The sequence below is a fragment of the Piscinibacter sp. genome (genome assembly GCF_047600445.1).
Taxonomy (GTDB): domain Bacteria; phylum Pseudomonadota; class Gammaproteobacteria; order Burkholderiales; family Burkholderiaceae_C; genus Piscinibacter.
Genome location: NZ_JASGKT010000001.1, coordinates 639,091 through 664,931, shown reverse-complemented (window position 1 = coordinate 664,931; position 25,841 = coordinate 639,091). Strand labels below are relative to the sequence as shown.

The 25,841-nt window shown below is 72.1% G+C and carries 27 protein-coding genes and 1 pseudogene; 16 read left to right on the top strand and 12 right to left on the bottom strand.

The genetic code is table 11. The annotated features are described in order from the left end of the window. Positions 1 to 2: 2 nt before the first annotated feature. Positions 3 to 449, bottom strand: a complete 447-nt coding sequence (locus QM792_RS03105; protein WP_415147718.1) for a YiaA/YiaB family inner membrane protein — start codon at positions 447 to 449, stop codon at positions 3 to 5. Between the two features lie 135 nt (positions 450 to 584). On the opposite strand from QM792_RS03105, the gene QM792_RS03100 reads away from it, so the two are divergent. Further along, the gene (locus tag QM792_RS03100) at positions 585 to 1,334 is read left to right on the top strand and encodes a helix-turn-helix domain-containing protein (RefSeq protein WP_415147717.1); all 750 of its coding nucleotides are present in this window, start codon (positions 585 to 587) and stop codon (positions 1,332 to 1,334) included. Between the two features lie 12 nt (positions 1,335 to 1,346). On the opposite strand, the gene QM792_RS03095 is transcribed toward QM792_RS03100, so the two are convergent. The 3 genes from QM792_RS03095 to QM792_RS03085 all read right to left on the bottom strand — a co-directional run bounded on the left by QM792_RS03095 (position 1,347) and on the right by QM792_RS03085 (position 4,346). Next, a complete protein-coding gene (locus QM792_RS03095; RefSeq protein ID WP_415147716.1) occupies positions 1,347 to 2,387 on the bottom strand; it encodes a hypothetical protein in 1,041 nt (346 codons plus the stop codon). 149 nt (positions 2,388 to 2,536) lie between these two features. Continuing rightward, on the bottom strand, positions 2,537 to 3,391 hold the full coding sequence (locus QM792_RS03090) for a 23S rRNA (adenine(2030)-N(6))-methyltransferase RlmJ (protein ID WP_415147715.1): 855 nt from the start codon (positions 3,389 to 3,391) through the stop codon (positions 2,537 to 2,539). Between the two features lie 4 nt (positions 3,392 to 3,395). After that, positions 3,396 to 4,346: a LysR family transcriptional regulator gene (locus tag QM792_RS03085; RefSeq protein WP_415147714.1), complete on the bottom strand. Its 951-nt coding sequence runs from the start codon at positions 4,344 to 4,346 to the stop codon at positions 3,396 to 3,398. Positions 4,347 to 4,446: 100 nt separating this feature from the next. Between QM792_RS03085 and QM792_RS03080 the strand changes: the two genes are divergently transcribed. Then, the gene (locus QM792_RS03080) at positions 4,447 to 5,454 is read left to right on the top strand and encodes a zinc-binding alcohol dehydrogenase family protein (protein WP_415147713.1); all 1,008 of its coding nucleotides are present in this window, start codon (positions 4,447 to 4,449) and stop codon (positions 5,452 to 5,454) included. Between the two features lie 12 nt (positions 5,455 to 5,466). Next, entirely contained in the window at positions 5,467 to 6,561 is a 1,095-nt protein-coding gene (locus tag QM792_RS03075; protein WP_415147712.1) for an alkene reductase, read from the top strand. Positions 6,562 to 6,649: 88 nt separating this feature from the next. Here QM792_RS03075 and lysM read toward each other — a convergent pair whose 3' ends face one another. From lysM to QM792_RS03060, 3 genes are all read right to left on the bottom strand, one after another. Further along, the gene (gene lysM / locus QM792_RS03070) at positions 6,650 to 7,150 is read right to left on the bottom strand and encodes a peptidoglycan-binding protein LysM (protein WP_415147711.1); all 501 of its coding nucleotides are present in this window, start codon (positions 7,148 to 7,150) and stop codon (positions 6,650 to 6,652) included. Between the two features lie 173 nt (positions 7,151 to 7,323). Then, positions 7,324 to 8,139, bottom strand: a complete 816-nt coding sequence (locus QM792_RS03065) for a substrate-binding domain-containing protein (RefSeq protein ID WP_415147710.1) — start codon at positions 8,137 to 8,139, stop codon at positions 7,324 to 7,326. Between the two features lie 39 nt (positions 8,140 to 8,178). Continuing rightward, positions 8,179 to 8,580 carry a c-type cytochrome gene (locus tag QM792_RS03060; protein WP_415147709.1) on the bottom strand — a complete coding sequence of 134 codons (402 nt, stop codon included), beginning with the start codon at positions 8,578 to 8,580 and terminating at the stop codon, positions 8,179 to 8,181. Positions 8,581 to 8,871: 291 nt separating this feature from the next. On the opposite strand from QM792_RS03060, the gene QM792_RS03055 reads away from it, so the two are divergent. Beyond that, a complete protein-coding gene (locus QM792_RS03055) occupies positions 8,872 to 10,737 on the top strand; it encodes a phosphoenolpyruvate carboxykinase (GTP) (protein WP_415147708.1) in 1,866 nt (621 codons plus the stop codon). Positions 10,738 to 10,805: 68 nt separating this feature from the next. Here the strand turns inward: QM792_RS03055 and QM792_RS03050 are convergent, their stop codons facing one another. Further along, positions 10,806 to 11,072, bottom strand: coding sequence for a hypothetical protein (locus QM792_RS03050; RefSeq protein ID WP_415147707.1), 267 nt, complete (start codon positions 11,070 to 11,072; stop codon positions 10,806 to 10,808). Between the two features lie 32 nt (positions 11,073 to 11,104). Next, positions 11,105 to 11,383, bottom strand: coding sequence for a hypothetical protein (locus QM792_RS03045; RefSeq protein WP_415147706.1), 279 nt, complete (start codon positions 11,381 to 11,383; stop codon positions 11,105 to 11,107). A 116-nt stretch (positions 11,384 to 11,499) separates the two neighbouring features. Between QM792_RS03045 and QM792_RS03040 the strand changes: the two genes are divergently transcribed. The 5 genes from QM792_RS03040 (at position 11,500) to hutI (ending at position 17,365) form a co-directional block, all read left to right on the top strand. After that, positions 11,500 to 12,432 (top strand): LysR family transcriptional regulator, encoded by a 933-nt coding sequence (locus QM792_RS03040; RefSeq protein ID WP_415147705.1) that lies wholly within the window; start codon positions 11,500 to 11,502, stop codon positions 12,430 to 12,432. A gap of 73 nt (positions 12,433 to 12,505) precedes the next feature. Then, positions 12,506 to 14,251: a urocanate hydratase gene (gene hutU / locus QM792_RS03035; RefSeq protein WP_415147704.1), complete on the top strand. Its 1,746-nt coding sequence runs from the start codon at positions 12,506 to 12,508 to the stop codon at positions 14,249 to 14,251. Next, positions 14,248 to 14,808 (top strand): HutD family protein, encoded by a 561-nt coding sequence (locus tag QM792_RS03030; RefSeq protein WP_415147703.1) that lies wholly within the window; start codon positions 14,248 to 14,250, stop codon positions 14,806 to 14,808. The genes hutU and QM792_RS03030 overlap by 4 nt, the downstream gene beginning before the upstream one ends. Continuing rightward, positions 14,805 to 16,142 carry a formimidoylglutamate deiminase gene (locus QM792_RS03025; RefSeq protein WP_415147702.1) on the top strand — a complete coding sequence of 446 codons (1,338 nt, stop codon included), beginning with the start codon at positions 14,805 to 14,807 and terminating at the stop codon, positions 16,140 to 16,142. Before QM792_RS03030 ends, QM792_RS03025 begins: the two co-directional genes overlap by 4 nt. After that, positions 16,139 to 17,365 (top strand): imidazolonepropionase, encoded by a 1,227-nt coding sequence (hutI, locus tag QM792_RS03020; protein ID WP_415147701.1) that lies wholly within the window; start codon positions 16,139 to 16,141, stop codon positions 17,363 to 17,365. The genes QM792_RS03025 and hutI overlap by 4 nt, the downstream gene beginning before the upstream one ends. On the opposite strand, the gene hutG is transcribed toward hutI, so the two are convergent. After that, on the bottom strand, positions 17,318 to 18,118 hold the full coding sequence (gene hutG / locus QM792_RS03015; protein ID WP_415147700.1) for an N-formylglutamate deformylase: 801 nt from the start codon (positions 18,116 to 18,118) through the stop codon (positions 17,318 to 17,320). The genes hutI and hutG overlap by 48 nt on opposite strands. A 104-nt stretch (positions 18,119 to 18,222) precedes the next feature. On the opposite strand from hutG, the gene QM792_RS03010 reads away from it, so the two are divergent. The 3 genes from QM792_RS03010 (at position 18,223) to QM792_RS03000 (ending at position 20,837) form a co-directional block, all read left to right on the top strand. Then, on the top strand, positions 18,223 to 19,197 hold the full coding sequence (locus QM792_RS03010; protein ID WP_415147699.1) for an ABC transporter substrate-binding protein: 975 nt from the start codon (positions 18,223 to 18,225) through the stop codon (positions 19,195 to 19,197). Positions 19,198 to 19,267: 70 nt separating this feature from the next. Further along, positions 19,268 to 20,041, top strand: a complete 774-nt coding sequence (locus tag QM792_RS03005) for an ABC transporter permease (RefSeq protein WP_415147698.1) — start codon at positions 19,268 to 19,270, stop codon at positions 20,039 to 20,041. 7 nt (positions 20,042 to 20,048) lie between these two features. Continuing rightward, a complete protein-coding gene (locus tag QM792_RS03000; protein ID WP_415147697.1) occupies positions 20,049 to 20,837 on the top strand; it encodes an ABC transporter ATP-binding protein in 789 nt (262 codons plus the stop codon). A 7-nt stretch (positions 20,838 to 20,844) separates the two neighbouring features. On the opposite strand, the gene hutH is transcribed toward QM792_RS03000, so the two are convergent. Beyond that, a complete protein-coding gene (hutH, locus tag QM792_RS02995; RefSeq protein WP_415147696.1) occupies positions 20,845 to 22,350 on the bottom strand; it encodes a histidine ammonia-lyase in 1,506 nt (501 codons plus the stop codon). Positions 22,351 to 22,409: 59 nt separating this feature from the next. Between hutH and hutC the strand changes: the two genes are divergently transcribed. The 4 genes and pseudogenes from hutC (at position 22,410) to QM792_RS02975 (ending at position 24,638) form a co-directional block, all read left to right on the top strand. Then, positions 22,410 to 23,126, top strand: coding sequence for a histidine utilization repressor (gene hutC / locus QM792_RS02990; RefSeq protein WP_415147695.1), 717 nt, complete (start codon positions 22,410 to 22,412; stop codon positions 23,124 to 23,126). A 13-nt stretch (positions 23,127 to 23,139) separates the two neighbouring features. Further along, a pseudogene (locus QM792_RS02985) lies at positions 23,140 to 23,364 on the top strand (UPF0149 family protein); the annotation flags it as partial. Positions 23,365 to 23,500: 136 nt separating this feature from the next. Then, on the top strand, positions 23,501 to 23,863 hold the full coding sequence (locus tag QM792_RS02980; protein WP_415147694.1) for an SEC-C metal-binding domain-containing protein: 363 nt from the start codon (positions 23,501 to 23,503) through the stop codon (positions 23,861 to 23,863). 7 nt (positions 23,864 to 23,870) lie between these two features. Then, positions 23,871 to 24,638, top strand: a complete 768-nt coding sequence (locus QM792_RS02975; RefSeq protein ID WP_415147693.1) for a metallophosphoesterase — start codon at positions 23,871 to 23,873, stop codon at positions 24,636 to 24,638. Here QM792_RS02975 and QM792_RS02970 read toward each other — a convergent pair. Next, a complete protein-coding gene (locus QM792_RS02970; RefSeq protein WP_415147692.1) occupies positions 24,635 to 25,822 on the bottom strand; it encodes a M20 aminoacylase family protein in 1,188 nt (395 codons plus the stop codon). The two genes, QM792_RS02975 and QM792_RS02970, sit on opposite strands and share 4 nt — an antisense overlap. Between the last annotated feature and the right edge of the window lie 19 nt (positions 25,823 to 25,841).

Below are 25,841 nucleotides of genomic sequence, written 5' to 3'. Positions count from 1 at the left end.
CCTCACTGCTCGTGGCCCATGCGGCGCGCCTCGGCGCGGATCTCGGCGATGCGCGCCTCGTGCGCGTCGCGCAGCGTCTTGGCCAGCGTGAACACGCTGGAGACCAGGAACATCCAGGCCACGCCGAGGAAGGCCTTGTAGGTCGGGTTGATGTCCATGCGCCACAGGCCCCAGCCGGTGAGCGCCATCGCCAGCGCGAAGCCGCCCCAGACGACCAAGCCCCACATCGGCGTGTCGACGCGCTGGCCCTGGTTGTCGCGCACGTACTTGGCGACCATGAAGGCGGCCGAGAGGCTGAAGCCGTAGCCCATGAACATGAAGGCGCGGTCCAGGTCCTGGCCGGGCAGGTAGGCCAGGCCGGTGGCGGCCAGGCAGGCGGCGACGCCGAAGGAGATCCAGACCTGGGCCTTCCAGGCCTTGGTGTCGTGGTGGATCGCGGTGCGGTTCATGCAGTCATCCCTGTCGGGTGGTTGAAGGTGGTTGCATCCTGCCGTGCCGCGCCGACGGTATCCATCACCCCAAGGAGGGTTGCATTGCTGCGCGCCTGAAGTATCGTTTCGTGGTACTTTTAGGAGCCGAACGAGATGAGCACAACCCACGACCTGGTCACCGCGCTGAAGGCCGAGCTGAAGGCCGCCGGCGTCACCTACGCCGACCTGGCGCGCGAGCTGGGCATGGCCGAATCGAGCATCAAGCGCGTCTTCGCCAAGGCCGACATGCCGCTGTCGCGCATCGACGAGGTGCTGCGCGTGCTGAAGATGGATTTCGCCGACCTGGCGCGCAAGGTGGCCGACGCGCAGCCGCTGCGCCGCGAGCTGACGCACGAGCAGGAGGCCGCGGTGGTGGCCGACCGCAAGCTGCTGCTGGTGGCGATCTGCGCGCTGAGCCAATGGACCTTCGAGCAGATCGTCGCCACCTACCAGCTCACCGAGGCGGAGTGCGTGCAGTGCCTGGTGCGGCTCGACAAGCTCGGCTTCATCGAGCTGCGCCCGCTGAACCGCTACCGGCTGAAGGTGGCCAAGGGCTTCCGCTGGCGCCCGCACGGGCCGGCGATGAGCTACTTCCGCCAGCACGTGGTCGACGACTACTTCAGCGGCGGCTTCGACGCCGAGGGCGAGATGCTGATGCTGGTGCACGGGCAGGTGGGGCGCAGCCTGGCGGCGACCTTCATGGAGCGGCTGCAGCGCGTCGGGCAGGACTTCGCGCAGCAGCACCTGGCCGACCAGAAGCTCGCGCCCGAGCAGAAGCGCCCCTACACGCTGGTGGTGGGCATGCGCTCGTGGCTGTTCGCCGCGTTCCGCGACCTCAAGCGCGAGCCGGACCGGCTGCCCTGAGGCTTCGCTTCTTCAGCGCGCCGGCAGCAGCGCCGCCGCGGCGGCCGCGGCCGTGGCGCCGCGCGCCGAGGCGACGCGCGCGCCGGCCAGCGTCTCGGCCAACGGGCTTTGCAGCGTCGCGGCCAGCGTCGCCGGGGTCTGCCGCGGGTCGTGCGGCAGCCCGCGCCAGGGCTGGGCGCCGTGGGCGAGCAGGTAGTCGACCAGCTCGCGCCGGCGCGTTTCGTCCGCGACGAAGGCCGGCGTGATCACGCGCGCCAGCGGCGCCCACGGAAGCTGGTTGGCCTGTTCGGCGGGCACGCGGTCGACCAGCGTCGGCACACGCTGCACCCACCAGTCGAGCGCGTCGAAATCGGCGCTGCGCAGCGCTTCCTCGAAGCCGCCGCTCAGGCGTCCGTGGTGGGCGCCCAGCCCGGCCTGCGCGCTGTGGCCGCCCGCCTCCAGCGCCCGCGCCAGCGGCGCGCGCAGGTGGCTGGGGTGCAGCGCGCCCAGCATGCCGAAGGGCAGGGTGTCGGCGCGCAACTGGCCCTGCGCGAGCCAGCCGTCGAGCACCGTGTCGAGGCCGGCGGCGCGTGCGTTCGGGCAGCTCAGCGCGCGCACCACGTCGTGGTGGATGGCGCGCGCGTCGGCCTCGGCCAGCCAGCGCAGCGCCTCGCGCTGGGCCTGGCTCGCCGCCGCGAAGTCGGGGCAGGGTTGGGCCTGCGCCAGCGCCACCCAGGGCGGCGTGGTGCAGGCCTCGGGCGACGCGCCCTTGTCGATCAGCTCGGGCAGCATCGCCCAGTGCGCCGGGTCGCGCGCCGCCAGCGCCAGCGGGCACAGCGGCAGGCCGGAGACACGCACGTCCTCGGCCTTCAGGCTGCCGCCGCGGTAGGGGCCGCAGCGCGGCTGCAAGGCGCGCTCGACGCTGTTGAGGCGGTGGCACGAGGTCGGGTCGCCCTCGGTGAACTTGTCGTACAGATGCGCCACCACCAGCGAGGTGGTGCAGCCGCCGAGCAGGCACGCCCCCGCCGTCAGGACGAGGGCGGCGGCGAGGCGGTGCAGCGCATTCTTCTTCATGCGGCCCCTGCCTCAAAAAACGTGCCCTGCGCCGAAGTGACCAGCTCCGTCGCCCGGCGGTAAGCGCTTGTTGCGGCTTGTGGGCCATGTGCGTTACATCGCGCTACAAATGCCGCCGCAGCGGGCGATCGAAGAATGTCGAGCGCGCCTCAGGCGGCCTTGTGGTCGAGCAGGAAGTTCGCGCCCGCGACCTGCCCCAGCGCCTCCACCAGCCAGGGCAGCACGCCGGCCAGCGTGTCGTGCAGCGTGTAGGGCGGGTTGATCACGAACATGCCGCTGCCGGCCAGGCCGAAGCCCTGCGCGTCGGCGCGCGCCACCGTCAGCCGGGCGTGCAGCCAGCCCTTGGGCGCCAGCGCCTCCAGCCGGCGCGGCAGCTCGGCCGCCTCGACCTTCTGCACCTGCGGATACCAGACCATGTAGACGCCGTCGGCGAAGCGCTGCACGGCGTCGCGCAGCGTGGCGACCCCGCGCGCGTAGTCGCCGTGGCCTTCGTAGCTGGGGTCGATCAGCACCGCGCCGCGCCGCGAGGGCGGCGGCAACTGGCTCTTCAGGCCGTCGAAGCCGTCGGCGTGGCGCACGTCGACGTGGCGCTGCCCGCCGAGGTAGGACGCCAGGATGCGGTGCTCGGTCGGGTGCAGCTCGAACAGGCACATCGGGTCGCCCGGGCGCATCACCATGCGGGCGAAGGCCGGCGAGCCGGGGTACTGCTCGAGCCGGCCGCCGGGGTTGAACTCGCGCACGCGCGCCACGTAGTCGGCCACCGGTTCGGGCAGGCTCTCACCCTTGGCGTCGCGCTCCCACAGCCGCGCGATGCCGTCGAGGTACTCGCCCTTCTTCTGCGCGTAGCGGCCTTCGAGCGAGTAGCCGCCGGCGCCGGCGTGGGTGTCGACGAAGCGGTAGGGCTTGTCCTTGCCGTTCATGTGGCGCAGCACCTGCACCAGCACGACGTGCTTGAGCACGTCGGCGTGGTTGCCCGCGTGGAAGGCGTGTCGGTAGGCGAGCATGGCGTCAGTCGGCGGGCGAAACGCGCACTGTATCGCCAAGCCCTTCGTCCTCGACGCGGGCGAAGCGCTCGGCCAGCCAGTCGACCAGCCGGCGCACGCGCAGCGGCACGTGGCGGCTGCCGGGCAGGATGGCGTGCAGCGGGAAGGACTCGCGCGTCCATTGCGGCAGCAGCGCCACCAGCCGGCCGGCGCGCAGGTCGGCCAGCACGTCCAGCCGCGACTTGTAGGCCAGGCCCAGGCCCTGCACGGCCCATTCCCGCACCAGGCCGCCGTCGTCGGCGCGCCGGTTGCCGTGCACGCGCACTTCCACGGTCTGCGCGCCCTTGGCGAACGCCCACACCATCTGCGCGCGCCCGCCCAGCGTCAGCGGCAGGCAGTTGTGGCGCTCCAGGTCCTGCGGATGCGCCGGGCTGCCGTGCGCGGCCAGGTAGGCCGGCGCAGCCACCAGCACCCGCGTCGTCGTGTGCAGGTGGCGCGCGACCAGGCCGGAATCGCGCAGCAGGCCGTAGCGCAGCGCGATGTCGACCTGCTCGCGGCGCAGGTCGTGCATCGCATCCGACAGGTGCAGCGCGACGCGCAGGCCCGGGTGCTGGGCGAGGAAGTCGTCGAGCATCGGGCCGAGACGCTGCCGGCCGAGGTCGGACGGCGCGGCGATGTGGATCTCGCCTTCCAGCCGCTCGCGGCGCGCGCCGAGCAGCGCCATCGCGTCGTCGATCGAGCCGAGCGCGCGCTGCGCGTGTTCGCGCAGCAGTTCGCCTTCCGGCGTCAGGCGCAGCGAGCGTGTGCTGCGCTCGACCAGCCGCACCTTCAGCAGGCTCTCCAGCCGCTTCAGCGAGGCGCTGGCGGCGGCCGGCGTCAGGTGCAACTGGCGCGCCGCCGCGCTCAGCGTGCCGGCATCGGCCAGGCGCAGGAACAGCCGGAGCTGCGGCAGTTGCAGGTCGGCGGGCGCTTCCATCATCAAATCTCGATTGAAACTGAAGTCAGATCGAGCGCCATTATCAAACGTCGATGACGAACCTACATTGGCCGCATCGTCCTCTTTGCAATCACATCCGATGAAAGCCGTTGCCTACCGACGCCCATTGCCGATCGACGACCCGCAGTCGCTGATCGACCTCGACCTGCCCGAACCCGAGCCGCGCGGCCGCGACCTGCGCGTGCGCGTTCACGCCGTGTCGGTGAACCCGGTGGACACCAAGCTGCGGCGCAACAGCGCGCCGCCGCCGGGGCAGGCCAGGGTGCTCGGCTGGGACGCCGCCGGCGTCGTCGACGCGGTCGGGCCCGAAGCGAGCCTGTTCAAGCCCGGCGACCGTGTGATGTATGCCGGCGACATCACGCGGCCCGGCAGCAACAGCGAGCTGCACCTGGTCGACGAGCGCATCGTCGGGCGCATGCCGGCGGCGCTGGACTTCGCCGAGGCGGCGGCGCTGCCCCTGACCGCGATCACGGCGTGGGAACTGCTGTTCGACCGGCTCGGCGTCGATGCGCAGACCGAAGGCACGCTGCTGATCGTCGGGGCGGCCGGCGGCGTCGGCTCGATGCTGACCCAGCTCGCGAGACAGTTGACCCGGCTCACCGTGGTCGGCACCGCCTCGCGGCCCGAGACCACCGCCTGGGTGCACGAACTCGGCGCCCACCGGAGCCTCGACCACCGCCAGCCGCTGGCCGAGGCGCTGCGCGCCGCCGGCCTGCCCGCCGTGACGCACGTCGCCAGCCTGACGCAGACCGAACAGCACTTCGCCCAGTTGATCGAGGCGCTCGCCCCGCAGGGCCGGCTGGCCCTGATCGACGACCCGGCCCAGCCGCTGGACGCGCGCGCGCTCAAGCGCAAGAGCCTGTCGCTGCACTGGGAGCTGATGTTCACGCGCTCGATGTTCGCCACGCCGGACATGCAGGCGCAGCACGACCTGCTCGGCCGGGTCGCCGACCTGGTCGACGCCGGCCGGCTGCGCAGCACGCTGGGCGAACACTTCGGCCAGATCAATGCGGCCGACCTGCGTCGCGCGCACGCTTATATCGAATCCGGAAAAGCCCGTGGCAAGGCGGTTCTGGCAGGTTTCTGATTCACTCGCACCATGACGACCAAGCTCTTCACCCCCTTCCAGGCCGGCGACATCGCGCTGGCCAACCGCATCGTGATGGCCCCGCTGACGCGCAACCGCGCGCTGCCCGGCCGCGTTCCCGGCGACCTTCAGGCCGAGTACTACCGCCAGCGCGCCGGCGCCGGGCTGATCGTCACCGAGGCCTCGCAGATCTCGCCCGAGGGCCAGGGCTACCTCGACACGCCGGGCATCTACAGCGCCGAGCAGGTGGCTGGCTGGCGCCGCGTGACCGACGCGGTGCACGCCGCCGGCGGCAAGATCGTGATCCAGCTCTGGCACGTCGGGCGCGTCTCGCACGTCTCGCTGCTGCCCGAGGGCATGGTGCCGGTGTCGGCCAGCGCGCAGGCGGCCCAGACCAAGACCTACACCGCCAAGGGTTTCGAGCCGGTGTCGGCGCCGCGTGCGCTGCGCGGCGACGAACTGCCGCGCATCGTGGCCGACTACCGCGCCGCGGCGCGCAACGCGGTCGCTGCCGGCTTCGACGGCGTCGAGCTGCACGCCGCCAACGGCTACCTGCTGGAGCAGTTCCTGCGCGACAGCCTGAACGACCGGACCGACGCCTACGGCGGCGGCATCGCCAACCGCGCGCGGCTGCTGCTGGAGGTGATGGCCGCGGTGGTGGCCGAGGTCGGCGCCGGCCGCAGCGGCATCCGCCTGTCGCCGGTGACGCCGGCCAACGGCCTGGGGCAGGACAGCGACGCCGCGGCACTGTACGGCCACGTGGTCGAGAAGCTGGCGGCGCTGAAGCCCGCTTACGTGCACGTGATCGAAGGCGCCACCGGCGGGCCGCGCGACGTGGTGCCGTTCGACTTCGAGGCGCTGCGCCGCATCTACAAGGCGGGGCACCCGGCCGGCGCGTGGATGGTCAACAACGGCTACGACCGCGCGATGGCGATGGCCGCCATCGACCAGGGCCGCGCCGACCTGGTGGCGTTCGGCCGGCCCTTCATCTCGAACCCGGACCTGGTGCGGCGCCTGCGCGAGAACGCGCCACTCAACGAGTTGCAGCGCGAGGCGCTGTACGGCGGCGGGGCAGCCGGCTACACCGACTATCCCGCGCTGATGTGAGCCCCCGGGCCGCGGCGTACCGCGGCCACCCCCCGAGGGGGTCGCCGGCCGCTTGGGAGCGGCCCGGCGCGGGCCGGCGGCTGATCGCTTACTGCGGCGGAATGCGCAGCAACTGGCCCGGGTAGATCTTGTCCGGGTGACTGAGCATCGGCTTGTTGGCCTCGAATATCTTCGGGTACAGGTTGGCGTTGCCGTAGAACTTCTTGGCGATCGCCGACAGCGTGTCGCCCTTGACCACGGTGTGGTACTGCGACTCGTCGGCCGGCTGCGCCACGGTCATCAGGTCGGACACCGAGGCGACGCCCTGCACGTTGCCGCAGCACAGCAGGATCTTCTCCTTGGTGGCCTGGTCGGCGGCCTGGCCCGAGACGGTGACCGCGCTGCTCGTGCCGTCGAAGGCCACGGCGAGCCCGTCGGCCGAAAGACCTTGCGCGGCGATGTACTTCTCGATCGCCTGGCTGGCCGCGGCGTTGGCGGCGGCGGCGCGCTGCTGCAATTCGGCCGGGCTGGCCTGCGCCGGCGCGGCGACCGCTTCCTTGCCGCCGAACAGCTTTTCACCGGCTTCCTTGAAGAAACTCACGATGCCCATCGGGGCCTCCTTCCTTGGGTTGTGCGAAGCACGCGACATGGTGCTCACCCCCCATTCTGCCCCCCGATCGCGAACGGGCAAGACCACCCGCAGCCCCAGCACACCGAGTACACCCCGGCGTCGCCCGAGGGCCACGCGCGGGTGCAGCAGTTCCGCGAATCCGCCGGCCGGCCTCAGCGCGGCGCGCGGTAGCCGCGCCGGGCCGCCACCACGGCACGCCCCTTCGGCCCGGTGATCCAGCGCGTGAACAGCTTGCCGGCCGGGTGGTTGACACGAAACGAGCGCATCACGTGCACCGGCAGCGCCAGGCGCGCATCGCCGTCCACCAGCACCGCCAGCGGCGCGCCGCCCTGGCCGGCCCAGACGCCGCGCTCCACCAGCGCGTAGGCACCCTGGCGCCGCGCCTGCGCGGCCAGCGCGCCCGGCTCGGCCTTGGCGTACCAGGGCGCGGCGGGCGCGACCCGGGCCGCGCGCCACAGCGCCTGCTCGGCCGCATGCGTGCCCGAGCCGTCGCCGGCGCTGAGGAAGGTGATCGCTCCCGGGTTGGCCAGCGCCGCCTCGCGCAACTGCGCCAGCGCGGCGGCAACGTCGCCCATCCCGGCGACGCCGGCCGGATCGGGCGCCTTCTTTTTCGGCGCCGGCCCGACCAGCACCAGCGCCGCGTCGGCGACGCGGCGGCGGTCGTGCACCAGGCCCTGCGCTTCGAGGCGGGCTTCGGCCTCGGGCGCGTTGGTCAGCGCGGCGTCCAGTTCGCCGCGCTCCAGCGCGTCGAGCAGCGGCAGCGACGGCCCCGGCTGCAGCTTGACCGCCACGCCGGTGTCGCGCCCGAAAGTCTTCTGCAAGGCCGCCGCCAGGCCGGAGTCGACCAGCGCCTGGTCGACGCCCAGGCGCAGCGGGTCGGCCAGCGAGGCGCGCTGCTGGGCGCGCAGCGCGAGCGGCGTGGCCAGCGCGGCCACCGAGGCGATCAGGAGGCGTCGACGATGCGGCATGCGGCGATTCTGCGGGCGCCGCCGCCGCGCCGGGGCCCGTCAGGGCACCAGGACCAGGATCCAGTTCACGAGAGCGCGCGCTTCGCGCTCGCTGACCACCGCGGCGTTGGGCGGCATGTTGACGTCGGCCACCTTGCCGACCCAGTGGCGCGCAGCGGCGTTCGAGCCGCCCATCACCGTGGCGGTCAGGCGCTCGGAGGCGGCGGGGTCGTCGCGGTAGCGCCTGGCGATCTCGATCCACGCCGGCGCGATCGGCGGCAGGCCGTCGCTGCGCCGCGGCCCGGCTTGCAGCGCATGGCAGGCCAGGCAGCCGCGCTCGGTGGCGAGGCGGAACATCGCCTCGCCGTATTCCGCCGGCGTGGCGTGCGCCGCCGGGGCGGCAAGGGTGAGGGCGAGCACCAGCAGCGCCGGCGACGACGGTTTCAGCAGCAGGGGTTTCATCGGTGGTGCGAGCTTAAGCCGAGGACGGCACAGTCTGAGCATAGAACTATGCAGCGAATGCATGACCACCCCCGGCCTTCGGTGGTTACCGCGCCGGTACACTGATTTCACAATGGCGTCCAAGCGCCTCGCATCCGTGGCCTGCCGCCGCCAACCGGCCCGGCCACGAAACCCGCCGTAACCGCTGGCGAGCGCCGCGGCCACGGCAGGGCAAGCCCTCCGGAGCGTCTGTCCTCGGGCTTGGCCGGCTTGCCCCGCACCGATTTTTTGACCTTGAAGATTGGAATCGACATGAACCGTCCCGTGCTCGAAGGGGTGCGCCTGAACGCGCCTGCCTACGTCCGTCATGCCCGCCTGCTGGCCTGGGTCGCCGAGATGGCGGCGCTCACCGAGGCCAGGGACGTCTACTGGTGCGACGGCTCGCAGGAGGAATACGACCGCCTGTGCGCCCAGCTCGTCGAGGCCGGCACGATGAAGCGGCTGAACCCCGCGCTGCGCCCGAACAGCTACCTCGCCTGCAGCGACCCGAGCGACGTGGCCCGCGTCGAGGACCGCACCTTCATCTGCAGCGAACGCAAGGAAGACGCCGGCCCGACCAACAACTGGATGGCTCCGGCCGAGATGCGCGCGCTGCTGCAGACCGGCGACAAGGCCTTGTTCAAGGGCTGCATGCGCGGCCGCACGATGTACGTGGTGCCCTTCAGCATGGGCCCGATCGGCTCGCCGATCGCGCACATCGGCGTCGAGCTGTCCGACAGCCCCTACGTCGCCGTCAACATGAAGATCATGACGCGCATGGGCCGCGCCGTGCTCGACGTGCTGGGCAGCGACGGCTTCTTCGTGCCGGCGATGCACACCGTCGGCGCGCCGCTGGAGCCGGGCCAGAAGGACGCCGCCTGGCCGTGCAACAAGACCAAGTACATCGTCCACTACCCCGAGACGCAGGAGATCTGGAGCTACGGCTCGGGCTACGGCGGCAACGCGCTGCTGGGCAAGAAGTGCTTCGCGCTGCGCATCGCCTCGACCATGGGGCGCGACCAGGGCTGGCTCGCCGAGCACATGCTGATCCTGGGCGTCACCTCGCCCAAGGGCCGCAAGTACCACGTCGCGGCGGCTTTCCCGAGCGCCTGCGGCAAGACCAACTTCGCGATGCTGATCCCGCCGGCCGGCCTGAAGGGCTGGAAGGTCACGACCATCGGCGACGACATCGCCTGGATCAAGCCGCACGCCGACGGGCGCCTGTACGCGATCAACCCCGAGGCGGGCTACTTCGGCGTGGCGCCGGGCACCAACCGCAAGACCAACCCGAACTGCATGGACAGCCTCGCGCGCGACGTGATCTTCACGAACGTCGCGCTGACCGACGACGGCGACGTGTGGTGGGAAGGCATGACCGACGCGGCGCCCGCGCACCTGATCGACTGGCAGGGCAAGGACTGGACGCCCGCCATCGCCAAGGAAACCGGCGCCAAGGCCGCGCACCCGAACGCGCGCTTCACCGTGGCCGCCACCAACAACCCGGCGCTCGACGCCGAGTGGGACAACCCGAACGGCGTGGCGATCGACGCCTTCATCTTCGGCGGCCGCCGCTCGACCACCGTGCCGCTGGTCACCGAAGCGCGCAACTGGACCGAGGGTGTCTACATGGCCGCGACCATGGGCTCGGAGACCACCGCCGCCGCCGCCGGCGCGCAGGGCGTGGTGCGCCGCGACCCGTTCGCGATGCTGCCCTTCATGGGCTACAACATGAGCGACTACTTCCAGCACTGGCTGGACCTGGGCGCCAAGCTGCAGGCCGCCGGCACCAGGCTGCCGAAGATCTACTGCGTCAACTGGTTCCGCAAGGGCGCCGACGGCAAGTTCGTCTGGCCCGGCTACGGCGAGAACATGCGCGTGCTCGAATGGATGGTCGAGCGCATCGAGGGCAACGGCGGCGGCGTGGAACACGTGTTCGGCGTGACGCCGAACTACGAGCACCTGAACTGGACCGGCCTCGATTTCACGCGCGAGCAGTTCGACCAGGTCACGCGCATCGACCCGGCCGAATGGAAGGCCGAGATGGCGCTGCACGGCGAGCTGTTCAACCAGCTCTCGTACCACCTGCCGGCGGCGCTGACGCAGACCAAGGCGAAGATCGAGCAGCGCCTGGGCGCCTGAACCCCCGCGCGGCGAGACAAAAGAAAAGGCCGGCGGACGCCGGCCTTTGTCGTTGGACGGGCAAAACCTCAGTCGGGCTGGCTCATCGACGCGACGGCGCGCAGCTCGGCCGCGTGGCTCGGCTGGATGTCGTCGTAGGCCGCGGCCAGGCGCAGCAACTGCGCCGAGGCTTCCGGCACGGTGGGCGCGCGCAGGCGCAGCGAGCGGCCGATCGAACGCAGCGCCGACGGCAGTTCGAGGATGGCGCGCGCCAGCCAGTCGGCCAGGCGCGGCGCCGGGCCCTCGACGCCGAAGGCGTTGGCGTGGGCCGGGATGTTGACGATTGCAGTGGTCATGACGACCTCTTCTTTCTACTTCGGGTGGCCGTTCAGGCCTTTTCGTTGATCAATTCGTGGCGGTCGGCCGCGGCCATCAGGTCGGCGGCGAAGCCCGGGTCGGTGCGCAGGTAGCCGTTCGCGAACTGGCGCAGCTCGTTGGCCTCTTCGATGGCGCTGTGGCGACGGCCGCGCGGCACGCCGCGGCTCAGCGAGGACATCAGCGCCCGGGTCAGGCGCGCGGCGGCAAGAGCCAGGTCGCCGAAGGCCTGACCCACGCCGCCGGAACGCGCCGGACGGAAGGACTGGGAAGGCAGGATGTGGCTGGTCATGGCATTTACTCCTTGGGCATCTGTTTGATGCTGCGGTGCAGTATAGGGTAAACACTTATCGCATGCAGTGAATGTTATGAATACTCGGCATTCACGCAAGGAATGGGAGGCAGCCCGTGAACTTCCGCACGCTGGATCTCAATCTGCTGCGCGTCTTCGACACCGTGATGGCCGAAGGCAGCATCACACGCGCCGCCGAACGCCTGGCGATGACGCAGCCCGCTGTCAGCAATGCCTTGAAGCGCCTGCGTGATACCGTAGGCGAGGACTTGCTTACACGCGCACCCAGAGGTGTCGCCCCCACAGCCTTCGGCGAGGCGCTGTGGCCTCAGGTGCGTTCGGCGCTGGGCCAGTTGCGCGCCGCGCTGGAACCGGGCGATTTCGACCCGTGCGCCGATGCCCGCGTGTTCCGCCTGACGATGGCCGATGCGATGGCGGCCTTCCTGCTGCCGCCGCTGATGGCGCGCTTCCAGGCGTTGGGCGCGCGCTGCCGGATCGAGGTGCGCCCGCTGCTCGACCGCGACCCGCGCGAGGCGCTGGGGCACGCCGACATCGACCTCGCGCTGGGCCACTTCCCGGAAGTGGTGGCGGCGCTGGTGGCGCAGGGCCGCGTCGCACCACTGCGCCACCGCCGCTTCGGCGAGGGGCGCTACGTCTGCGCGATGCGGCGCGAGCACCCGCTGGCCGGAGCGCCGCTGACGCTGGACGCCTTCTGCGCCGCCGAGCACGTGCTGGTGAGCTTCAGCGGCCGGCCGCACGGCTTCGTCGACCAGGCGCTGGCCGGCCAGCAGCGCAGCCGCCGCGTCGTGCTGACGGTCAACCAGTTCTTCAGCGCCGCGCGCGTGGTGGCGCAGGCCGACCTGCTGACCGTGCTGCCCGAGCGCTTCCTGGCGCTGACGGGGCTGGACGACCGCCTGGTGGTGCGCGAGCTGCCGGTCGAGCCGGGCGCGGTGTACTCCGACGCGCTCTGGCACGTGCGCCACGACCGCTCGGCGGCGCTGCAATGGCTGCTGGCGCAGATCGCCGAGGTGGCGGACGCCGCGCCTTGACGCGGCCGGTGGTTTTTGCGATGCTTTGCCAAGTGGTCTAGGCCACTTTATCCACCTCACGCCGGAGCCCGCCATGAACTCACCCGCCGACCAGAACCGCGTGGCCCACGCCGCCGCGCAGGCCGCCCGCAGCGCCCCGGGCCGCGTCGTGCGGGCGCCGCGCGGCAGCACGCTGGCGTGCAGGTCGTGGCTCACCGAGGCGGCCTACCGCATGATCCAGAACAACCTGGACCCCGACGTGGCCGAGCGGCCGCAAGAGCTGGTGGTCTACGGCGGCATAGGCCGCGCGGCGCGCGACTGGGCCGCGTTCGACCGCATCCTCGAATGCCTGAAGGAACTGGGCGACGACGAATCGCTGCTGATCCAGTCGGGCAAGCCGGTCGGCGTGTTCAAGACGCATGCCGACGCGCCGCGCGTGCTGCTGGCGAATTCGAACCTCGTGCCGAAGTGGGCCACCTGGGAGCACTTCCACGAACTCGACCGGCAAGGCCTGTTCATGTACGGCCAGATGACGGCCGGATCGTGGATCTACATCGGCACGCAGGGCATCGTGCAGGGCACCTACGAAACCTTCGCCGAGGCCGCGCGCCAGCACTACGGCGGCGCGAATGGTCAAGGATGGGCCGGCCGCTGGATCCTCACCGCCGGCCTGGGCGGCATGGGCGGCGCGCAGCCGCTGGCGGCGAGTTTCGCCGGCGCGGTGTCGCTGAACATCGAGTGCCAGCAGTCCAGCCTCGACTTCCGGCTGCGCACGCGCTACCTCGACAAGCAGGCGCGCGACCTCGACGACGCGCTGCGGCTCGTCGCCGAGCACACGGCGCGGCGCGAGGCGGTGTCGATCGGGCTGCTGGGCAACGCGGCCGAGATCCTGCCCGAGCTGGCGAAGCGGGCCAGGGCCGGCGGCCTCAAGCCCGGCCTGGTCACCGACCAGACCTCGGCGCACGACCTGATCAACGGCTACCTGCCGGCCGGCTGGACGGTGGCGCAGTGGCGCGCCGCGCAGGCCGATGCGAACCAGCACGCGCGGCTGAAGGACGAGGCGGCTCGCTCCTGCGCCGCGCACGTGCGCGCGATGCTCGACTTCCACGCGATGGGCGTGCCCACCGTGGACTACGGCAACAACATCCGCCAGGTCGCCTTCGACCAGGGCGTGAAGAACGCCTTCGACTTCCCCGGCTTCGTGCCGGCCTACATCCGCCCGCTGTTCTGCGAGGGCAAGGGCCCGTTCCGCTGGGTGGCGCTGTCGGGCGACCCCGAGGACATCCACAAGACCGACGCGAAGATCAAGCAGCTCTTCCCGCACAACGCCCACGTGCACCGCTGGCTCGACATGGCCGGCGAGCGCATCGCCTTCCAGGGCCTGCCGGCGCGCATCTGCTGGCTGGGCCTGGGCGAACGCCACCTCGCCGGGCTGGCCTTCAACGAGATGGTGAAGACGGGCGAGCTGAAGGCGCCGATCGTGATCGGCCGCGACCACCTCGACACCGGCTCGGTGGCCAGCCCGAACCGCGAGACCGAGGGCATGAAGGACGGCACCGACGCGGTGTCCGACTGGCCGCTGCTGAACGCGCTGCTGAACACCGCGGGCGGCGCCACCTGGGTGTCGCTGCACCACGGCGGCGGCGTCGGCATGGGCTACTCGCAGCACGCCGGCATGGTGATCGTGGCCGACGGCACGGACGCCGCGGCGAAGCGCCTGGCGCGTGTGCTGGTCAACGACTGCGCCAGCGGCGTGATGCGGCATGCCGACGCGGGTTACGAGCTGGCCGTGAAGACGGCGCGCGAGCAGGGGCTGAACCTGCCGATGCTGCGCGGATGAGCGCCGCACGGATCGACCTCGCGGCGATTCCGGCGCAGCGCTGGAGGAACGGCGCGGGGTGGACGCGCGAGATCGCGGCCGGCCCGGGCGGTGAGGACTTCGATTGGCGCCTGAGCGTCGCCGAGGTCGAGCGCGAGGCGCCGTTCTCGGCTTTTCCCGGTGTGGATCGCTGCATCGTCGTGTTGAGCGGCGAGGGCATGGCCTTGCACGACGAGGCGGGCGCGTTGGTGCAATCGCTGCGCCCGCTCGAACCCTGGTCGTTCGCGGGCGAACGGGCGCTGCACGCGCGACTGCCCTCGGGCGCGTGCCGCGACTTCAACGTGATGACACGCCGCGGCGCGTGGCGCGGCGACACCGCCGTGCTGCGTGCGGCGGCGCAACCCGGGCGCGGCGACAAGACGCTGCTGCTCGCCGCACGCGGCCGCTGGCGCATCGGCGATGCGGCATTCGGCGCGCTGCAAGGCCTGCTGCTCGATGGCGACGCACCGCCCGTCGCGCCGCTGGACGCCGCCGCCGCGCTGCTGCACGTGCGCCTGTGCCACGATCGGCAGCCATGAACCGCCTGCATGCAGAGCACGCGCTGCTGCCCGAGGGCTTCGCCGCCGAGGTGCTGCTCGCCTGGGACGAACAGGGCCGGCTCACCACGGTGCGGCCCGGGGCTGCCAAGCCCGAGGGCGTCGAGCGCATCGAAGGGCTGATCGTGCCCGGCCTGCCCAACCTGCACTCGCACGCCTTCCAGCGCGCCTTCGCCGGCCTGACCGAATACCGCGGCGCCGCGCAGGACAGCTTCTGGACCTGGCGCGACCGCATGTACCGCTTCGCCGGCGCGATCACGCCCGACCAGATGGAGGCGGTGGCCACGCAGCTCTACGTCGAGATGCTGCGCGCCGGCTACACCTCGGTGTGCGAGTTCCACTACGTGCACCACGACAACGGCGGCGAGCCCTACGCCGACCGCGCCGAGATGGCGCTGCGCCTCGCGGCGGCGGCGCGCCGCGCCGGCATCGGGCTGACGCTGCTGCCGGTGCTGTACCAGACCAGCGGCTTCGGCGCGAAGCCGCCGCGCGCCGACCAGAAGCGCTTCCTCAACCGCGTGGACGAGTTGCTGCGCATCGTCGAGGCGCTGCGCGCGCAAGACATCCGCAGCGGCGTCGCGCCGCATTCGCTGCGCGCGGTGCCGCCGCCGGCCTTGAAGGATCTGGTCGACGGCATCACGGCGCTCGACCCCGGCGCGCCCATCCACATCCACGTCGCCGAACAGACGCAGGAGGTCGACGACTGCCTCGCCTGGAGCGGCGCGCGCCCGCTGCAGTGGCTGCTCGACCATGCGCCGGTGGATTCGCGCTGGTGCCTGGTGCATGCCACGCACCTGGACGACGCCGAGCGTGCCGGCGCGGCGCGCGCCGGCGCGGTGATCGGCCTGTGCCCCAGCACCGAGGCGAATCTCGGCGACGGCCTGTTCGACCTGCCGGCCTGGACCGGCGCCTGGGGCATAGGCTCGGACAGCCACGCGAGCGTCGACGCCGCCGAGGAGCTGCGCCTGCTCGAATACGGCCAGCGCCTGGCGCGCCGCCAGCGCAACGTCGGCCTGGCCGAGCGGATGTGGAACACCGCCGTCGCCGGCGGCGCGCAGGCCGCGGGCCGCGCGGTGGCCGGCCTCGCGCCCGGCCAGCAGGCCGACTTCGTTCGCCTCGCCGACGCGATGCTCGACGACCTGGCGCCGGCCGAGCGCCTGGCCAGCCACCTGTTCGCCAGCCACCGCCGCGACGCGGTGCGCGATGTCTGGGTGGCCGGGCGCCGGGTGGTGCAGGCGGGCCGCCACGCCGCGGCGCCGGCCGCCGAGCGCGGTTTTCTCGCCGCGCGCGGCCGGCTGCGCGAGGCCTTGCGATGAACACCACGACACCCTTCGATCTGCTGCTGCGCAACGTGCGCGTCGTGAGCTGCGCCGACGCGGCCTGCGCGGTCTCGCCGCCGTCCTACGTCGCCGTCGCCGGCGGCCGGATCGCGGACCTCGGGCCGATGCAGCAACTGGCCCCGGCGACACGCGCGCTGCGCGAGATCGACGCGCAGGGCGCGCTGCTGACCCCCGGGCTGATCGACTGCCACACCCACCTCGTGCACGCGGGCCACCGCGCGCGCGAGTTCGAGATGCGCCTGCAAGGCGCGAGCTACGAGGAGATCGCGCGCGCCGGCGGCGGCATCGTCTCGACCGTGCGCCAGACGCGCGAGGCCAGCGAGGCCGAACTGCACGCGCAGTCGGCGCGCCGGCTGCGCGCGCTGATGGCGCACGGCGTCACGACGGTGGAGATCAAGTCGGGCTACGGCCTGTCGCTGGACGACGAGCTGAAGTGCCTGCGCGTGGCGCGCGCGCTGGGCGAGCAGTGGCCGGTCACGGTGCGCACCACGCTGCTGGCCGCGCATGCCGTGCCGCCCGAGTACGCCGGCCGCGCCGACGACTACACCGCGCTGGTGGCCGAGCGCATCGTGCCCGAGGCGGCGCGGCTGCAACTGGCCGACGCGGTGGACGCCTTCTGCGAGTCGATCGCCTTCGACCTGGCGCAGACGCGCCGCGTCTTCGAGGCCGCGCGGCGCGCCGGGCTGCCGGTCAAGCTGCACGCCGAGCAGTTGTCCAACATGCACGGCGCCGCGCTGGCGGCGGAGTTCGGCGCGCTGTCGGCCGACCACCTGGAGCACGTCGACGAAGCCGGCGTGATGGCGCTGGCGCGCGCCGGCACCGTGGCGGTGATGCTGCCCGGCGCGTTCTACTTCCTGCGCGACACGCGCGTGCCGCCGATCGAGTTGTTCCGAAAACACGGCGTGCCGATGGCCGTGGCCACCGACTGCAACCCCGGCAGCAGCCCGGGCACGCACCTGCCGCTGATGATGAACATGGCCTGCACGCTGTTCCGCATGACGCCGGCCGAGGCCTTGCTCGGCGTCACGCGCCACGCGGCGCGCGCGCTCGGCCTGGCCGCCACGCACGGCACGGTCGAGCCCGGCAAGGTGGCCGACCTGTGCCTGTGGGATGTCGACCACCCGGCCGAGCTGAGCTACGCGATCGCCGCCTCACCGCTGCGGGCGCGCCTGCACGGCGGCCTCGACCATCTGCCGTAGCAGCGGCTGCACACGCGCCGCGAGGTCGCCGCGGTAGGCGAAGGGCGCGGTTTCGTCCATGTAGGTGCACTGGCACAGCTCGAGCTGCAGCGCGTGCACGCCCTGGCCCGGCGCGCCGTAGTGGCGCGTGATCCAGCCGCCCTTGAAGCGGCCGTTGCTGACGTGGGTGTAGGCATCCTGCGCCCGCATCGGCGCCTCGGCGGCGGCCTGCACCGCGGCCGCGCAGGCGCGCCCGTCGGCGGTGCCCAGGTTCAGGTCGGGCAGCTTGCCGGCGAAGAAGCGCGGCAGCACGCTGCAGATCGAGTGCGCGTCCCACAGCACCACCTGGCCGTGGCGCGCGCGCAGGCGCGCCAGCTCCTCGGCCAGCGCGTCGTGGTAGGGCCGCCACCAGCGCTCGCGGCGCTCGTCGCGCTCGGCCGCGCCGGGCGCCTCGCCGGGAAGGTACAGCGGCTCCTTGCGGAAGCTGTCCAGCGGCAGCAGGCCGGTCACGTCCTGGCCGGGGTACAGGCTCTCGTCCTCGGGCGGACGGTTCAGGTCGATGACGTGGCGCGCGTAGTGGGCGGCGATCACCGTCGCGCCCATCGCGTGCGCGAACTCGTACAGGCGCGGCAGGTGCCAGTCGACATCGGCGCGCTGCAAGGCGGCCGGCGTCATGCGCCGCTCCAGCGCGTGCGGGATCAGCGTGCCGGCGTGCGGTATCGACACCAGCAGCGGCGCGGTGCCGCGGCTCAGCGAGAAGACTTCCTGCTCCATGCGTGACAACCCTGGGTCAAGTGGCCTAGGTAAGTGAAGGCCGCCGTGTAGACTGCGGCACGCGCCTTGCAAGGCGGACACATCCCACTCCAGGAGTCGAGACGATGAAGAACAAGCGCTCTCTTGCCATGTCCGTTGCCGGGCCGCTCGCGGCCGCCGCCATTCTCGCCGCCGCCGGGCCCGCGGCGGCCCAGGAAACCCCTGTGGCGATCGGCATTTCCGGCTGGACCGGCTTCGCGCCGCTGACGCTGGCCAAGGAGGCCGGCCTGTTCAAGAAGTTCGGGCTGGACGTGACGCTGCGCAAGATCCCGCAGAAGGACCGCCACCTCGCGATGGCCTCGGGCGACATCCAGTGCGCCGCCACCACCGTCGAGACCTGGGTGGTGTGGAACGCCAACGGCGTGGCCGCCACGCAGATCTTCCAGCTCGACAAGAGCTACGGCGCCGACGGCATGGTGGTCAAGCCCGGCGTGGCGAAGATCGCCGACCTGAAGGGCAAGACGGTGGCCGCCTCGGCGCCCGGCACGGCGCCCTACTTCACGCTGGCCTGGATGCTGAAGAAGAACGGCCTGTCGGTGAAGGACGTGAAGGTGGTCAACCTCGAACCGCAGGCCGCCGCCAACGCGATGATCGCCGGCAACCAGGACATAGCCGCCGGGATGACCTACGAGCCCTACCTCGGCGCGGTGCGCGCCAAGCCGGAGGCGGGCAAGATCATCGCCACCACGCTCGACTACCCGATGATCATGGACACCGTCGGCTGCACGCCCAAGTTCCTGAAGGACAACCCCAAGGCCGCCAAGGCGCTGGCCGACGGCTACTTCGCCGCGCTCGACATGATCAAGACCGACCCGAAGAAGAGCTACGAGATCATGGGCGCCGACGTCAAGCAAAGCGGCGAGGCCTTCGAGAAGAGCCAGGCCTACCTGCGCTGGCAGGACAAGGCGGCGAACCAGAAGTTCTTCGCCGGCGAGCACGCGCAGTTCAGCAAGGAGGCGGCGGAGCTGCTGCTGGAGATCGGCATCATCAAGCAGATCCCCGACCTGAAGTCGCTGGCCGACACCTCGTTCATTCAATGACAGCCCCCCAGTCGCTTCGCTCCCGCCCCCGAGGGGCGCCGTCCGCCTTGGGGCGGCCCGGCGGCGGACCGTGAAGCCGCTGCGCGAGGTCGCGCCCGGGCCGAAGGCGGCGCTGGGTGTCGCCTTCTTCGTGCTGTTCTTCGCCGCGTGGGCCGCCGCCACGCTGGGCGGCTACGTCTCGAAGACCTTCCTGGCCGACCCGCTGACCATGCTGCGCTCGGGCTGGACGCTGCTGGCCGAGCAGGGCTTCGCCACCGACATCGGCTACACCGTCTGGCGCGTGCTCGGCGGCTTCGTGCTGGCGGCGCTGCTGGCCGTGCCGCTGGGCGTGGCGATGGGCGCCTACAAGCCGGTCGAGGCCTTCTTCGAGCCCTTCGTCTCGTTCGCGCGCTACCTGCCGGCCTCGGCCTTCATCCCGCTGCTGATCCTGTGGGCCGGCATCGGCGAGGCGCAGAAGCTGGCGGTGATCTTCATCGGCTCGTTCTTCCAGCTCGTGCTGATGATCGCGGTGACGGTGGGCGGCACGCGCCGCGACCTGGTCGAGGCCGCCTACACGCTGGGCGCCAACGACTGGGGCATCGTGCGCCGCGTGCTGATCCCGGCCGCCGCGCCGCAGGTGGCCGAGACGCTGCGCCTCGTGCTCGGCTGGGCCTGGACCTACGTGATCGTCGCCGAGCTGATCGGCGCCTCGCACGGCATCGGCCACATGATCACCGACAGCCAGGCGCTGCTGGCCACCGACCAGATCATCTTCGGCATCATCACCATCGGCGTGATCGGGCTCGTCTCCGACCTCGCCTTCAAGTACGCCAACCGCGCGCTGTTCCGCTGGGCCTCGCTGTGAGCCGACCATGAGCCGCCTGTCCATCCGCGGCGTCGGCCGCACCTTCCCCGGCGTGAACCGCGGCGCGCCGACCGTCGCGCTGCAACCCACCGACCTGGAAGTCGCCGACAACGACTTCATCACCATCCTCGGGCCCTCGGGCTGCGGCAAGTCGACGCTGCTGCGCATCGTCGCCGGGCTGGACGAGCCGACGCAGGGCGAGGTGCTGCTCGACGGCGCGCCGGTGCGCGGCCCGGGCCCCGAGCGCGGCATGGTGTTCCAGAGCTACACGCTGTTCCCGTGGCTGACGGTGCGCGAGAACATCTGCTTCGGCCTGCGCGAGAAGGGCCTGCCGGCGGCGCAGCAGGCCGAGATCGCCGCGCGCTTCATCGCCGAGGTCGGCCTGCGCAGCTTCGAGAACCACTACCCCAAGCAGCTCTCCGGCGGCATGCAGCAGCGCGTGGCGCTGGCGCGCGCGCTGGCCAACGACCCGAAGATCCTGCTGCTCGACGAGCCCTTCGGCGCGCTCGACAACCAGACCCGCGCGCTGATGCAGGAGCTGCTGCTGTCGATCTGGGAGCAGCACCGCAAGACCGTGCTGTTCGTGACGCACGACGTCGACGAGGCGATCTTCATGGCCAACCGCTGCGTGGTGTTCAGCGCGCGCCCCGGGCGCATCAAGAACGAGCTGGCGATCGACCTGCCGACGCCGCGCCACTACACGGTGAAGACCACGCCGCGCTTCTCGGAGCTGAAGGCGGTGGTGACCGAGGACATCCGCGCCGAGAGCCTGAAGACGGCGCAGATGGAGCACTGATCGCGGCTCAGATCGTGGCGCCCTCTTCGACCAGCGCGGTGGCCGCGGCGATGTCCGGCGCCATCAGGCGATCTTCCGCCAGGCGCGGCACGCGCGCGCGCAGCCGCGCATGAAGCGCCTCGATCGTCGGCGAGGATTGCAGCGGGCGGTGGAAGTCCAGCGCCTGAGCGGCGGCCAGCCATTCGATGCCGACGATGCCGGCGGTGTTGTCGAGCATCGTGTGCAGGCGCCGCGCCGCGTAGGTGGCCATCGAGACGTGGTCTTCCTGGTTCGCCGAGGTCGGCAGCGAATCGACGCTGGCCGGGTGCGCGAGCGACTTGTTCTCCGAGGCCAGCGCGGCGGCGGTCACCTGCGCGATCATGAAACCCGAGTTCAGCCCGCCGTGCTCGACCAGGAAGGCCGGCAGGTTCGACAGCACCGGGTCCATCAGCATCGCGGTGCGGCGCTCGGACAGCGCGCCGATCTCGGCGATGGCCAGCGCGAGGTTGTCGGCCGCGAAGGCCACCGGCTCGGCGTGGAAGTTGCCGCCCGACAGCGCCTCGCCGGCATCGGCGAACACCAGCGGGTTGTCCGAGACGCCGTTGGCCTCGGTCAGCAGGATGTTCCAGGCGTGCGCCATCTGGTCGAGGCAGGCGCCCATCACCTGCGGCTGGCAGCGCAGGCAGTACGGGTCCTGCACCTTCTCGCAGTGCCGGTGCGATTCGCGCAGCGCGCTCGCGCCCAGCCAGGCGCGGTAGCGCGCCGCCACGGCGCGCTGGCCCTTCTGGCCGCGCACCGCGTGGATGCGGTCGTCGAAGGGCGTGTCCGAGCCCTTGGCGGCGTCGACCGTCAGCGCGCCGACGGCCAGCGCGGCGTCGAACACGCGCTCCAGCCGCAGCGCGGCGTGGATCGCCAGCGCGGTGGAGGCCTGCGTGCCGTTGAGCAGCGCCAGGCCTTCCTTGGGCCCGAGCGTGAAGGGCGTCAGGCCGGCATGCGGCAGCGCCTCGAGCGCGCTGATGCGCCGGCCGGCCACGAAGGCCTCGCCGACGCCGATCAGCACGCCGGCCAGGTGCGCCAGCGGCGCGAGGTCGCCGCTGGCGCCGACCGAGCCCTTCTCGGGCACCACCGGCAGCACGTCGTGCGCCAGCAGCGCGAGCAGCGCCTCGATCACTTCCAGCCGCACGCCCGACACGCCGTGCGCGAGGCTGGCCGCCTTCAGCAGCAGCATCAGCCGCACCACCGGCGCGGACAGCGGCTGGCCCACGCCGGCGCCGTGCGACAGCACGAGGTTCTTCTGCAACTGCGCCAACTGGTCGTCGGCGATGCGCGTCTGCGCGAGCTTGCCGAAACCGGTGTTGATGCCGTACACCGGCTCGTGGCGCGACACCAGCGCGCGCACGCAGTCGACGCTGGCCTGGATGGCGGGCCGGGCGGCATCGGCCAGCGCCAGCCGCAGCGGCCCGGCGGCGGCGCGCGCGAGCAGGTCCTTGTCCAGCCCGCCCGGGGCGATCGTCGTCGTGGGGGTCGAGGTCATCGCTGCGCTCCGCAAACTGGTCTAGACAACTTTAGCACGCCCACGGAGACGATCAAGCCATGACGACGCGCGCGCCCCGCCGCCTGCCCTCGAAGGACATCAAGGCCTCGATCCGCCAGCGCATCGCCGACGGCGGCTGGCAGCCGGGCATGAAGCTGCCCTCCGAGCGCGAGCTGGTGCAGCAGTTCGGCTGCGCGCGCATGACGGTGCACCACGCGCTGCGCGAGCTGGAGGACGAGGGCCTGATCGAGCGCCGCCAGGGCTCGGGCTCCTACGTCGCGCGGCTGCACCCGATCTCCAACGTGCTGCGGGTGCGCGACATCCACGAGGAGATCGCCGAGCGCGGCCACCTGCACGTGACGCGCGTGCTGTCGGTGGCGCGCGAGAAGGCCGGCGCCGAGGTCGCCGCGGCGATGCGGCTGCGCAAGGGCAGCACGGTGTTCCACGTGCGCCTGGTGCACCTGGAGAACGGCGTCGCCATCCAGCTCGAGGATCGCCACGTCAACCCGGCGCTCGCGCCCGGCTTCATGGCGCGCGACTTCACGCAGGTGACGCCCTCGCACGTGCTGTTCGAGCACGCGCCGCTGACCGAGGCCGAGCAGGTGGTCGAGGCGGTGCTGGCCGACGCCGAGCAGGCGCGCGCGCTCGAGGTGCCGGCCGGCTCGGCGCTGCTGCGCGTCTCGCGCCGCACGGTCTCGCAGGGTGCCGTGGCCTCGGTGGCGCGCCTGTACCATCCCGGCACCCGCTATCGCCTGATCGGACACTTCTCGGTCTGATCGCCCGTTTTCCATGAGCCACGACCTCACCGACGCCGAGTTCGCCGAACTCGACGAGCTGCTCGCGCAGACGCCCGAGCCCTTCGAGCCGCTCGACGCGGTGATGCTCGACGGCTACCTGTGCGGCGTGATCGTGCAGCCGGTGCTGCTCGAACCCGAGGCCTGGCTGGCGCACGTGTTCGACTTCGACGGCCAGCCGCTGCCCGACGACGCCGACCCGGCCTGGCGCGAGCGCGTCGGCGCGCTGATCCTGCGCCGCCACGCGGCGCTGCGCCATTCGATCGCCGAGGACGGCTCGGTTCGACCCGCTGATCCTCGAACTCGACGACTTCGAGCCGCCGCGCACCGACGAGCCGGCGGCCAGCCTCAACCCGGTGTCGCAGGCGCTGTTCCCGTGGGTGGCGGGCTTCCAGCACGCGATGGAGAGCTTCCCCGACCTGGTCGAGCTGCCCGACCCGGCCATCGACGTGGCGCTGGCGCGCCTGTACCGCCACCTGCCGGCGCAGACCGACGAGGAGCGCGAGGTGGTCGCCACGCTCGACGCGGAGCATCCGCTGGCCACGCTCGACGAGGCGATCGAAGACCTGATCGTGATCGTCGCCGACCTCGAAGACCTGACCCGCGAGCGGCGCTACAAGGTCGAGACGATACGCCGCGAGGCGCCCAAGGCCGGCCGCAACGAGCCCTGCCCCTGCGGCAGCGGCCGGAAGTACAAGCACTGCCACGGGCAGGGGTGAGCGGCCGATGAGGCTCCAGCTCCTGTCCGACCTGCACCTCGAGACCGAGCCCTTCGAGCCCGAGCCGAACCCGGCCGCCGAGCTGCTGGTGCTCGGCGGCGACATCGACAGCCGCTGGGCCGCGCTGGAGCGCTTCGCCGGCTGGCCGGTGCCGGTGCTGATGGTGGCCGGCAACCACGAGTTCGACGGCCGCGATCTCGACGCCGCCTGGCCGGCGCTGCGCGAGCGCTGCGACGCGCTGGGCATCACGCTGCTGGAGCGCGAGAGCCTCGTGCTCACCGACGCGCAGGGCGCGCGCATCCGCTTCGTCGCCACCGTGCGCTGGTGCGACTTCGACGTCTTCGGCGACGCCGGCCGCGCCGGCGCGATGCGCGCGGCGGCCTACTACATGCGCATCATGAAGAGCACGCGCCGCGGCGCGCCCTTGGCCCCCGAGGGCGTGCGCGAAGAGGCGCTGGCCTGCCGCGCCTGGCTGGCCGCCGAGCTGGCGCGCAGCGGCGCGTGGGACCGCAGCGTGGCGCTGACGCACTTCGCGCCCTCGCTGCGCAGCGCCGATCCGCGCTACGGCGCGCAGCCCGGCACCGCCAGCTTCTGCAACGGCGACGACGAACTGCTGCCGCTGGCCTCGACCTGGATCCACGGCCACCTGCACTGCCGGCACGACTACCTCGTCGAGCACCCGCGCGGGCGCACGCGCGTGGTCTGCAACGCGCGCGGCCACGTGCGCAACGGCGAGGCCGAAGGTTACGACGCGATGCGCTTGTACGAGGTCTAGAGTCCGCCGCGCGGGGCCGGCAGCCGCTGCCGCGCCAGCTCGGCGAAGTAGCGCGCGCCGATCGGCAGCAACGCGTCGTTGAAGTCGTAGGCGCTGTTGTGCAGCGGCACGCCGCCCGGGCTGCCGGCGGCGCCGTTGCCGATGAAGACGAAGGCGCCCGGCACGGCCTTCAGGAAGGCGCCGAAGTCCTCCGAGATCATCATCGGCGCGACCTCGGCGTCGACGTTCTCCGGCCCCACCACCGCGGCGGCGGCGCGCACCGCCACCGGCACGCACTGCGGCCAGTTCACCGTGGGCGCGAACTCGTGCGTGTAGTCCACCTCGCAGTGCACGCCGTGGGCCAGCGCGACGCCCGCGCACACCTCGCGCATGCGCCGCTCGAGCAGCGCCTGCACCTCGGGCGAGTAGCTGCGCGTGTCGCCCTGGATGACGACGTTCGACGGAATCGCGTTGCGGATGCCGTCGGTGTGCAGCTCGGTGCACGACAGCACCGCCGATTCGGCCGGATCGACCGCGCGCGCGACGATGGTCTGCAAGCCCAGCACGATCGCCGCCGCCGCCACCAGCGGATCGGCCGCCATGTGCGGACGCGCCGCGTGGCCGCCGCGTCCGCGCACGCGGATCACGAAGTTGTCCTCGCTGGCCATGATGCCGCCGGCGCGCGTGGCGATCGTGCCCACCGGCAGGCCCGGGATGTTGTGCGCGCCGTAGATCTCGTCGACCGGGAAGCGCTCGAACAGCCCGTCGTCCATCATCGCCCGCGCGCCGCGCCCGTGCTCCTCGGCCGGCTGGAAGATGAAGCGCACGGTGCCGTCGAAGTCGGGGCGGGCCCGCAGCAGGTGCGCCGCGCCGAGCACCATCGCCATGTGGCCGTCGTGCCCGCAGCCGTGCATGCAGCCCGGGTTCTGCGAGGCGTGCGCGCGGCCCTCGGCCGTCTCGGTCATCGCCAGCGCGTCCATGTCGGCGCGGATGCCGATCGCCGCCGCGCCGCCGCCGGCCCTCAGGCTGGCGACGACGCCGGTGCCGCCGATGCCGCGATGCACCTCCAGGCCCAGCGCCTGCAGCACGTTGGCCACGTAGTCCGAGGTCTTGCGCTCGTTGAAGCCGGTTTCGGGAAAGCGGTGCAGGTGGTGGCGCCACCGCACGAGCCGGGCCGACAGTTCGGGGTCGACGACGTGGTCCATGGGGGCGAAGCATAAAACT